This is a genomic window from Nonomuraea terrae (assembly GCF_004348995.1).
Classification (GTDB): domain Bacteria; phylum Actinomycetota; class Actinomycetes; order Streptosporangiales; family Streptosporangiaceae; genus Nonomuraea; species Nonomuraea terrae.
On the sequence record NZ_SMKQ01000095.1, the window covers coordinates 19,968 to 30,217 of the forward strand.

General features: G+C 68.5%; 6 protein-coding genes and 1 pseudogene. 6 read left to right on the forward strand and 1 reads right to left on the reverse strand.

All coding sequences use genetic code 11. The annotated features are described in order from the left end of the window. The first annotated feature begins 219 nt into the window (after nucleotides 1-219). The 4 genes from E1286_RS26490 to E1286_RS26505 all read left to right on the forward strand — a co-directional run bounded on the left by E1286_RS26490 (nucleotide 220) and on the right by E1286_RS26505 (nucleotide 6,397). Nucleotides 220-585, forward strand: coding sequence for a VOC family protein (locus tag E1286_RS26490; RefSeq protein ID WP_132616540.1), 366 nt, complete (start codon nucleotides 220-222; stop codon nucleotides 583-585). A gap of 590 nt (nucleotides 586-1,175) precedes the next feature. After that, a complete protein-coding gene (locus E1286_RS26495; RefSeq protein ID WP_132616542.1) occupies nucleotides 1,176-2,573 on the forward strand; it encodes a PhoX family protein in 1,398 nt (465 codons plus the stop codon). Nucleotides 2,574-3,378: 805 nt separating this feature from the next. Continuing rightward, the gene (locus E1286_RS26500) at nucleotides 3,379-4,779 is read left to right on the forward strand and encodes a M48 family metalloprotease (RefSeq protein WP_132616544.1); all 1,401 of its coding nucleotides are present in this window, start codon (nucleotides 3,379-3,381) and stop codon (nucleotides 4,777-4,779) included. A 316-nt stretch (nucleotides 4,780-5,095) separates the two neighbouring features. Beyond that, nucleotides 5,096-6,397, forward strand: coding sequence for an MFS transporter (locus E1286_RS26505; RefSeq protein WP_132616546.1), 1,302 nt, complete (start codon nucleotides 5,096-5,098; stop codon nucleotides 6,395-6,397). Nucleotides 6,398-7,173: 776 nt separating this feature from the next. On the opposite strand, the gene E1286_RS26510 is transcribed toward E1286_RS26505, so the two are convergent. Further along, nucleotides 7,174-8,070, reverse strand: coding sequence for a helix-turn-helix transcriptional regulator (locus tag E1286_RS26510; RefSeq protein ID WP_132616548.1), 897 nt, complete (start codon nucleotides 8,068-8,070; stop codon nucleotides 7,174-7,176). 248 nt (nucleotides 8,071-8,318) lie between these two features. Here E1286_RS26510 and E1286_RS26515 point away from each other — a divergent pair, with 248 nt between their 5' ends. Together E1286_RS26515 and E1286_RS50490 are read left to right on the forward strand one after the other, a co-directional pair. After that, nucleotides 8,319-9,017 (forward strand): SDR family oxidoreductase, encoded by a 699-nt coding sequence (locus E1286_RS26515; protein WP_165969925.1) that lies wholly within the window; start codon nucleotides 8,319-8,321, stop codon nucleotides 9,015-9,017. Between the two features lie 261 nt (nucleotides 9,018-9,278). Further along, nucleotides 9,279-9,467 (forward strand): annotated as a pseudogene (locus E1286_RS50490) (helix-turn-helix transcriptional regulator); the annotation flags it as partial. Between the last annotated feature and the right edge of the window lie 783 nt (nucleotides 9,468-10,250).

Sequence of the window (10,250 nt, forward strand, 5' to 3'; positions counted from 1 at the left end):
GGCACGGGCACTGCTGAGGGCCCGTTCAGCAATGATGCAAACTTGTGGCATTTAGGCAGATAAGGGTCGTTGTTGCACTTAAACGAACCGCGAAGATCGCGAGCCCCACTCACCTTAGTGTCGAAAGCATGCGGGGAATACGAGAACGACATTTACGAATAGCGGATGAATTGATAACTTTCAGAGCGCAATCACGCGGAATGTCATGAAGGAGAGCCAATGGCGGGTTCGACCCTGGGCAGCATCACGCTTGGCAGCAGCGCCCCCGAGCGCCTGCGCGACTGGTACGTCTCCACGCTGGAGCCGGACGAGACGGGGATGGCGGGCTGCCTGATCAGCCTCCGCTTCGGAACGTTCCACCTGCTCATCGAGGAGCTTCCGGTGGCCGACAAGAACCCGGAGACCGCCCGGACGACGTTGAACTTCGAGGTCGCCGACGCGTCGGCCGTCATATCGCGCATGCAGGAACTGGGTGCCACCTGGCAGGAGAAACCGCACTATCTCGAAGGCAGCCTGTTCGCCACCACGACAGACCCGGACGGCAACCAGGTGCAGGTCATGCAACTCGGCTTGGCACACAAGTAGCCACATCGGGAAATAGTCCGTCCCATCCAGTACGGCGGCCGCCATTCGTCAGCCGAGCTGGGCATATGAGCGCCATACGTACCCGCCCGGCGGACGCATCAGCGATGAGACGCCTTGTGCCGGCCGATTCCGCCGGAGCCGCCTACCTGCGCGAGTCCGTGTCAGGCCCGTGCGTGATCGCCGCGTTCTCCCGACGGAGAGCCGGCGGGTTCGGGCAAAACATTCGTTCTGTTCACGCCGCCGGGCACGCGTCTGCGCCGGCGCCGTCCGCCACCCCGGATCGCCTTCGCCGTGCCACCGGACGGGACAAGCAGCCGGCTGCTCAGGGTCTGACGACTTCCACCCAGTGGTGGCCGTCGGCGTGGGTGCCGGGGTTCGCCTCCTTGGCGGCGGCAGGGTGAGGATCGGCGCGGACGCGATGCTCCGGTAGAGGCGCACGGGACCGACGACTCACAGGGGGCGTTCGGTACGGCGTCATCTTTGCTTCACCTCAGCGCCATGAAGCACACGAAGCGTAGCCTGTGGCGCAAGTCACAAAACGGTGCAACGTACCACAAGTCAAGCGTCGCGATGGATGAGGAGTCGAACACATGACCGAATTAGATCGCCGGGGATTCCTCCGGAACGGCCTGGCCGCGACCACCCTGGGCGTGGTGACCGGCGGACCGCTGGCCGCCCTCTCCGCGCGTACGGCGGACGCCTCCACGATGGTGAAGCGGCCCTTCAGCCCCGACTACGGACCGCTCGCACCTGTGAAGGACCACACCACCGGGCTGGAACTGATCAAGCTGCCACGCGGCTTCGAGTACGTCACGCACGGCTGGACCGGAGACCTCATGACCGACGGTCGCCCGACCCCCGCCGCTCACGACGGGATGGCCGCGTTCCGGCCCAGCGAAAAGCTCAAGAGGCGGACTCCCGGCGAGGGCAAGGGCCACTGGACCGTGCTGGTCCGCAACCACGAGCTCGGCGACATGAACGGCGCCTTCGTCGACCCGGCCTACGACCCGGCCGCAGGCGCCGGCACCACCTCGCTGATCTTCGACACGCGCCAGGGCGAGTTCCTGGACAGCTGGGCCAGCCTCGGCGGCACGTACGGCAACTGCGCCGGCGGGCCCACCCCCTGGGGCAGCTGGCTGTCGTGCGAGGAGACCGAGATGGTCAACGGCGACATCCGGCACGGCTACATCTTCGAGGTGCCACACGACGGCGTCAGCACCGCCGAGCCGTACAAGGAGATGGGCCGTTTCACCCACGAGGCCGTGGCCGTGGACCCGCGCACCGGCTGGGTCTACGAGACCGAGGACAACACGCCAGGCGGTTTCTACCGCTTCAGACCGAAGGTCCGCGGCGACCTGTCGCAGGGCGGTGTGCTGGAGATGATGTCGATCGGCTCGTCTGCGTACACCACCTACGCCGACGGCACGGGCGTCACCTATCCCGAGATCGGATGGGTCGTCATCGACGAGCCCGACCCCGGCCCGGGCGAGACCAGCGTCGCACAGCAGGGCATCGCCAAGGGCGGCGCGTCGTTCACCCGGCTGGAGGGCGCCTGGTACCACGACGGCAAGATCTACATCGTCAGCACCTACGGAGGGCCGATCAACCAGGGCCAGGTGTTCGAGTACGACATCGCCGACAACACCATGCGGGTGCTGTTCGCCTCGCCGAACGCGTCCGTGCTGAGCAACCCTGACAACATCTGCGTCAGCCCTCGCGGCGGCATCGTGCTGTGCGAGGACGGGTCGGGCGTGAACGGCCTGCACGGCCTCACCACCGACGGGGAGATCTTCCCGTTCGCGGAGAACGCCGTCGTTCTCCCCGCCGGCGGCGTGCCGGGCAAGAGCGTCGCGCCCGGCGACTACACCCACTCCGAGTGGTGCGGATCGGTGTTCGACACCAGAGACGGCGGGTGGCTGTTCGCCAACATCCAGGTGCCCGGCATCACGCTCGCGATCACCGGCCCGTGGAAGAACGGCTCCCTGTAAGCCTGGAGCTCACACCGGGACGGGCATTTCGCGCGCGTGCGCGGCACCGGTAGGCCCAGGACCCGCTCCATCGGGCCCTGGAACAGCCTGTCGACGACCAGTGCGGCAGCCACGGAGCCGAGCGTGCGCGCCCAGGCCACGGCCCGAGCGGCGTCGACCGAAGAAGTGGCTGACGCCGTGCGTGTGCACGACCGCGGCCAGGGCCGCCGTCGAGCCCAGCCCGCTCAGGAGAACGGACGGTCGCGCCCTGCGGCCATCAAGCACCTGAGCGAGCTGGGCACCGACCAGCGCCAAGGTACGCGCCCTGGCCGCCTCCCCGTGCAGCACGCCGCGATCCCGCCGAGCTGTTGAAGACCTTGACCACGTCGATCTACCTGCGCCTGCTCATCACAGCCGACCAAGCGTGCGCGCCACGCCGGCCGCCGCGCGCGCCGGCGGCCAGCAGGCGGCGCGACGATGAGCCGGTTGACGGTCGAGGAAACTGATCAACGACCTCGCACATGCCGACCATCTCCTCCAGGTCGGCGCTCACGGCGCAGACCCGAGCGGAGGGCCAATCCCGGGCGGAAAGGGAAACCCAGCCCCTGGCCAGGGGTCTTCCGATCGGCGGCCGCACGATCCAGGTCCATGCACCGCGGTCTGGCTCGCTGCCTCACCCGGGTGCGGCCGTGGCGGTCGCGCCGGCGCAACCTCGCGGGCGTGGGGCTCATGAAGTGGCCGCCGGGGTCGCCGCTGAGGGATGAGCGGCTCAGGCGGGGAGCGCGTGGCCCTTGCCTGCCGTTCCCACCCTCCCTAGCTTGATCACGTGAGCTCCTGGTCAGAGGAAGAGCGCCTCTCCGTTCCGCGGCTGCGTGTGCTCTGGATGGTGATGAAGGCGCGGCCGCAGTTACTCGTCCCGGCATGGGCACGACGGTGGTTGGTGTCGCTGGCGGCCGGAATCGCCGTGGCGGTGGTCGTGGCCGTGCTGGTCCCGGCTGTCCTTCCCGCGGTGGCGGCCGGCCTGGTGGCGGGCGGAGTGGCTACGGCGCTCCAGATGGCGGATCCGGACGAGTCGCGGCTGCCGCATGCCGACGAGGAACTGCACAGGCTGATCGCCGAGGTGGCCGCCGAGCTGGGAGTTCGCCGACCGCGGCGAGTGTACGTGTGGGCGCGTCCCGACGCGCTGGCCTTGCGAGTCGCTCCCTGGCGGGACGAGTTGCGGCTGGGCCTGCCGTACCTGTCGGAGATGGCGCGCGACGAACTGCGCGCCGTGGTCGCGTACGAGCTCGCTCTGCTCGCCCTTCGCCGGTCCCTGCTCACTGACGCCCTGCACAGGTGGTGGATGACGGACATGTCGCGGGGGCGGCCGATCCCGGCCGAGGCCCAGGACGTACTGATCGACATGCTCCGGCGCGCCGACGCCGCGGCGGCCCGCGTGGCCGGGACACCGGTGACAGCGTCGGCTCTGCTCCGCGGCGGCCTGATCACCTATTCGTTCACCTGGTTCGCCGTCCGGTACGGCGGTACGGCGGCGGAGCCGCGCGGCTTCCCGCCCGACCTGTACGCGGGCTGGCGGTGGAAAGCGCGCCACGACGGCCTCCTGACGGCCTTCGCCCGCACCGTCGCCGAGGACGACCGCCCCGGCTCAATGTGCCACAGAGTCGCCGCTCTCGTCGGCGAGGCTCCTACCGCCGTCGCCGCCGCGATCACCGACCACACCGGCGGCGATGCCACTGCCGCTGGGATCGGCGCTGTCTTGAGGGAGAACTCCGCTCTCGCATCGGCGGTGCTACCCGAAGGGTTACCGCACAAGGCCGAAGAGCGGCTGGCTCGTGCCTATATGCGCGACCTGCTGGCCCTTCCGCCTGTCCGAGCCGTGCCGCTGCGTGAGGTGCCCGACCGGGTCTGGGACGGCATATGGGAACGGGAGCGCGCCGAGGTCCTCGCCGTCGTCGCCGCCCTGCTCGGCCGGAGCGAGGCGACGTCCCAGGACGTCGTGGACGTCGTCCGCGCCGGCCGGGCCGGCGAGCTGGACTGGGATCACCGCACGTGGTACTGCCCCCACAGCGGTCCAGCCGTGTGCGCACTGTTCCCGGTGCTCCATCGCGAGCTGCGCGAGGGCGGCCACACCTACGCGCACCCCCTCGCGCGCCGCGTCCTGATCGCCCTGGACGGAACCCGGGTGGACGTGGCGGCGTTCGCCGCAGAGGTCGCGGCAGGCACGTAGGCGTACTCCAGAGCGACGGTCTCATCACCGATACGCGGCGCGACTTCTGGACGCGCCACGGGGATGGCCGAGGATCGCATCGGCAAGAAGGCCCGCGACGAGCGGATGGGGCAGGCGCCGCCCGAGGAGGACGGCGTGTCCGGGAGCGGAAGCCTGCGGGGAGCGATATTCGGTGGACAGCGTCGTGCCTGATGAGTATTTTCGCCGGGTCCCGCCTCGCGCCTGTCCGAAGCCTGAACCACGGCGGCAGCCCCTGCCTCTGCCGGAAACGGCATCTCAGCCAGGAGTCGCACCCGCCAACGCAAGGAAATGGTCCGTGACCGACATCGTCCCGCTGCGCAGGAACGCGCGTTTTCAATTGCTGTGGATCGGCAGCGCGGTGTCTCGGTTGGGGTCGGAGTTCACCAGACTGGCCATGCCGCTGCTGGTGCTCGCGCTTACCGGCTCCCCCGGGCTGGCGGGCATCGTCGCCGGGGCCCGCACCGTCGCTTTCCTTCTGATCCAGATACCGGCCGGCGTCTGGGTGGATAGGTGGGACCGCCGCCGTACGCTGATCACCGCCCAGGGCCTCCAGGCGGTTGTCTCAGCGCTGCTGGCAGCACTGATCCTCACCGACCAGGTACAGATATGGCACTTCGTCACGCTGGCGGTACTCGACGCGCTGTGCGCCGCGTTCATCGAGCCTGTCCTGGACACGGCCATTCGCGGGATCGTCCCCACGAGCCAACTGCACAGCGCCTACGCCCAAGAGGAGTCCCGCACACATGCCGCCGGGCTGATCGGCCCTCCGCTCGGTGGCCTGCTGTACAGCCTGGGGCGTGCAGTGCCCTTCGTCGTCGACACCATCACCTTCCTTGCCGCCACGCTCTTCTACGCTCTGGCGAAGGTGCCGCGCCGCCCGGCGAACCACTCGCAGCCCTCCACACGAGAGGACGGCGAGGAGCAGCGCCCGATCCGGCGTGGCATGCGCAGGGAAGCAGCCGAGGCCATCACTTGGCTGTGGCGCCAGCGGGGCCTGCGGGAGGTCACTGCGGCGATGATGGTCCTCAACCTGCTGGGCGGGGCATTCCTGATACCTCTGATCGTGCTCGTCGGCGAACGCGGCGGTGGTGCGCTCACCACCGGCACAGTCCTGGCCGGCCTCGGCATCGGCGGGCTGGCCGGGGCGCTGCTGTCGGGCCGTATCGGCAAACTCCTGCCGCCCGGCAGACTGCTGTTGGTCGTCTTGACCGTCTTCGGTGCCGCGCTGGCGGCCACGGCGCTGCCGTGGGGGGCGTGGTGGCCGATGGTTCCGTTGGTGTTCATCACCCTGTCGACCCCCTCGCTGAACGTGGTGCTGAGCGTGGTGATCGCACGGATGGTGCCAGAAGAGCTGCTTGGCCGGATGGGCGCGGTCCTGAGCATGGGCAGCATGGCGCTCAAACCCTTCGGCCCGGTCCTCGGCGGAGCGCTGGCTGCCGCACTGGGCGGCGCGGTGGCGCTGGTCGTACTGGGTGGGCTACTTGTCGTGACGGCTGCTGCAGCTGCGCTGAGCCGAAAGTTGCGCCGCTTCACCGGGGACGTCTCCCCGGCCGGAGGCGACGCCGTACAGCCGGGGGCAACCCCGGCTGGTGCCTGAACAGGCGCTGACGGCTCCGCTGGACGGCTGGATCCCGGTGACACAGGGGTCGCCCAGGAGACCGCGGCCCCTCCGCCTCTCCATCCACAAGCTGTGGGTGAGGCTCGAACAACTGGAGAACCTGCCACGTCGACAGCCACACATCCCCGGGTATCTCGGTCTGGGGAATCAGCCAGTCGATCGTCAATCGCCACTCGTAACCGTCGATCAGGGACCCGAGAGGCCTGAGCAACTCTTCGAGGCCCCAGCAATGACCGTCACGCCACATGGCGAACGTGAGCATCCGAGTCGCTGCCACAGGGGCTCCCGCCATCGAAAGACCACGTTGCTGTACAACGCTGCTGAACGTAGATCACAAAGGCCCTCCGGGATCTTCCCGAAGGGCCTTCGAGCTGCGACCCGACGAGGGGAATCGAACCCCGGACCTTCTGTATACAAGTGAGAACGAGACCGTCCACGGCTGTCCACATGTCACGCGGACCCCTGCTCATGTGCCCCTTGGATAAGAGCAGGGGTCCACCCATCTCCGATCGTCCAGGACCGTCGTCAGCGAACGTGTCAGCAAGATCGGTCTCGCCCGGTGCTCACGCTAGTTCTGAGATTGCTCCCGTTCCGACCAGCACAGGTCCGCCCAGTACGTCAAGCGTGAAGGACCCGCGGCGAGACGAGACCCGATCTCGACGCCGTCGGCCAGGAACACCGGCCCGGCCTCGCAGCCGTATCGCGCTGAAGCCGGGCCGTGATCCCGGAGAGCATCGGTCGGAGGGCGGCGCGCTTCAGCTCGGCTGGTTGGTGGGTTCTGTTGCCTGGGGGTGGGTGGCGTCCAGGCTGGCCAGGAGCTTGAGCCGGTCTTCGAAGGTGCTGCCTGGTTCGGCGGTGTAGACGGTGAGGTCGTACGGCGTCCGGTTGGACATGGGCAGGTCGAGGGACTGGAAGGTCAGCTCCAGGTCGCCGACCTGGGGGTGCCATAGCCGCTTGGTGCCGTCGTGGCGGATGCGGACGTCGTGAGCGGCCCACTGGCTGCGGAACTCGGTGCTGAGGGTGGACAGTTCGCCGATGAGTTCGCGCAGGGCGCGGTCGTGGGTCTCGCGTCCGGCTTCGGCGCGCAGCAGCGCGGCGGCGACGACGGCGGCCGCGTCCCAGTCGACGAAGAACTGCCGGGAGCCCGGGTCGAGGAAGACATAGCGGGCGAGGTTGGCACGGCCGTGCTGGGCGGTGGTGGGACTGTCGAAGACCGGGGCGAGCACGCTCCGGGCCAGCGCATTGACGGCGACGAGGTCCGAACGGCCGTTGCGCACGAACGCCGCCGACATCGTCATGGAGTCCAGCAGCCACTGGACCGGCGGCGGGACCTGGACGTCCTTGCGGCGCGAAGGTGCGCGGCGGGCGGCGTGGGCCAGATCGAACAGATAGGTGCGTTCATCCTGGTCCAGGCGCAGTGCCTGGGCCACCGCGTCGAGTACCTCTTCCGATACGCCACTGATGTGGCCCTTCTCCAGCCGCGTGTACCACTCGGTACTCACACCGGCCAGCACTGCGACCTCCTCGCGGCGCAGCCCGGGGACCCGGCGCCGGCCGCTGGTGGGCAGCCCGACCTGCTCCGGGGTCAGCTTCGCGCGCCGGGTGGTGAGGAAATCCCGGATCTGGTCGCGGTGGTCGGGTCGCTGCTCCATGCCTTCACGGTAACCGCAGGGTTCGCGCAAGTGGCGGTGGTAGAGGGGTTGAGCTTGTCCCCCCTATAAACGCGCTCTGCCTCGTGCGCGGTCAGGCGGGTTTCCTGGGATCAGCAGGTTGAACGCGACCTGCGATACGGAGATGGACCCTGTCCGACCAGCTCTTGTAGTGGTGATCGGCCCGCCCGTCACCGTCGAAGCCCTCCTGTGATGCACCAACAGGACCTCCAACACCCGGGAGTATGACCATGACCGGCAAGACCGTACTGATCACCGGCGCGACCAGCGGCATCGGCGCCCACACCGCACGATTGCTCCTCGACCGCGGCCACCGCGTGGCCGTCACCGGCCGCGACGAGACCAAACTCAAATCCTTCCTCGACGAGACCGGCCACCCCGACCGGCTGCTCGGCATCATCGCCGACGCCGCCGACTGGCCGGCCACCCAAGCCGCCGTGACCCGCACCGTGGCACATTTCGGCGCCCTGCACGCCGCGGTGGCCAACGCCGGCTTCATCCCCGCCGACCACCCGCGCACCATCGCCGACGGCGACCCGGAACTGTGGGCCCCCATGGTCCTCACCAACGTCCTCGGCCCCGCACTGCTGGCCAACGCCGCCCTGCCCCACCTCGAGACCACGGGCGGGCGGCTGGTGCTCATCGGCAGCGTCGCCGGCCTGAAGAACAGCCCCGCCAACCTCTACTCCGCCACCAAGTGGGCCGTCACCGGCATGGCCGAAAACCTGCGGATGCACGCCACCAGCCGCGGCATCGGCGTCACCCTCGTCAACCCCGGCATGACCGACACCGCCTTCTGGCAAGGCGGCGTCCCGCCCTTCGCCCTGTCCCCCGAGCCCGTCGCCGAGGCCATCTGCTTCGCCCTCGGCCAGCCGGCCGACGTCGACCTCAACACCCTGACCATCCGGCCGGTCGGCCAGCCCGTCTGAGGCAGACCCTGTGGCGTCGCAGCCGGTCGTGAGCCGTGGTGTTCCTCTCGGCAGCGAGACAGCCACCCCGGCAGGTGGCCAGAGATCTCCTGGTCAAGTCCGCGTGCGAGACATGCGGGGTCCCCCTCGTGAGGAATGAGCTTCGGGCTTGTGCGAACACCGAGCTCATCTCACGGAGGGGGACCGTGCCCAAGCCCGGCAGGGAAATCTACGACGCCGCCGTACCGACGAGGTCTGTTAATCGCTACATAGCACGACCTGATGGGCATTTCCCGGTTCTCCACAGAGGCGCGGCAGCGGCGCAGTTCCGAGATGCGCGCATTCCTCCGGTCACGGCGAGCCCGCGTGACGCCCGCTGGCGTGGGCCTGCCGGCAGGCGAGGGCCACCGTACACCCGGGCTGCGGCGGGAGGAGGTGGCGGTGCTCGCCGGCGTAGGAGTGTCCTGGTACGAGCCGTCTACTGGACAGACCCCATGGACTCCCCGACGATGCCTTCGGCATGTGAGGAGCGGAACGGTTGCTGTACGGCGCTGCTGTATGGAGATCAAAAGGCCCCTTCCAAGTACCGGAAGGGGCCTTCGAGCTGCGAGCCGACGAGGGGAATCGAACCCCTGACCTTCTGTTTACAAGATTCCCAAAGGATCTCCAGGGTCGTTCAGGATCGTTCGCCTCGCTGGTCGACGGTCGTCGTTCCGTTCAGGTTCGTTCGGCTCAATTCGTGATCGTCCGTTCGGGTGGCTCCCAAGGTGGCTCCCAGAAGCTTGACGGATCGGCAGCTCGCAACCCTGTACGGCGGCATGCTGGATCGCAGGCTCCTCGTAAGCGCCCTGACCAACCGACCGGCGTCGCAGGTCGCCTTGCACGGCCCTGCTACGGTTGAACGGCAGTATGATCACGGCCCGTGGCAGCAACGTCGGTCGTGCTTAACCTGCGTATATGCGGCGCTTGTGCGGGATCGTGCTGGCAGTCATCGGGATTATGAGCGTTACGAGTTGCTCGCCTCCCACAGGCGGGTGATCCGGCGTCAGTGTCGACGCGCAGGGGCATCCCATCATCGTCTTGGCATGGTGCGAGGGAGCAGCTCCTGAGCGTGTGAGCATTGAACCGCGCCGGGTTTCGTGGAGACTCGGCTACTTGGTTTCTGCCGCGGTCGCTGCGGCTTGTTGGTGACGGTAGTGGATCGCTTCGTACTCTGCGGGTGGGATGTCGCCGCAGGCGGTGTGCAGCCGGCGA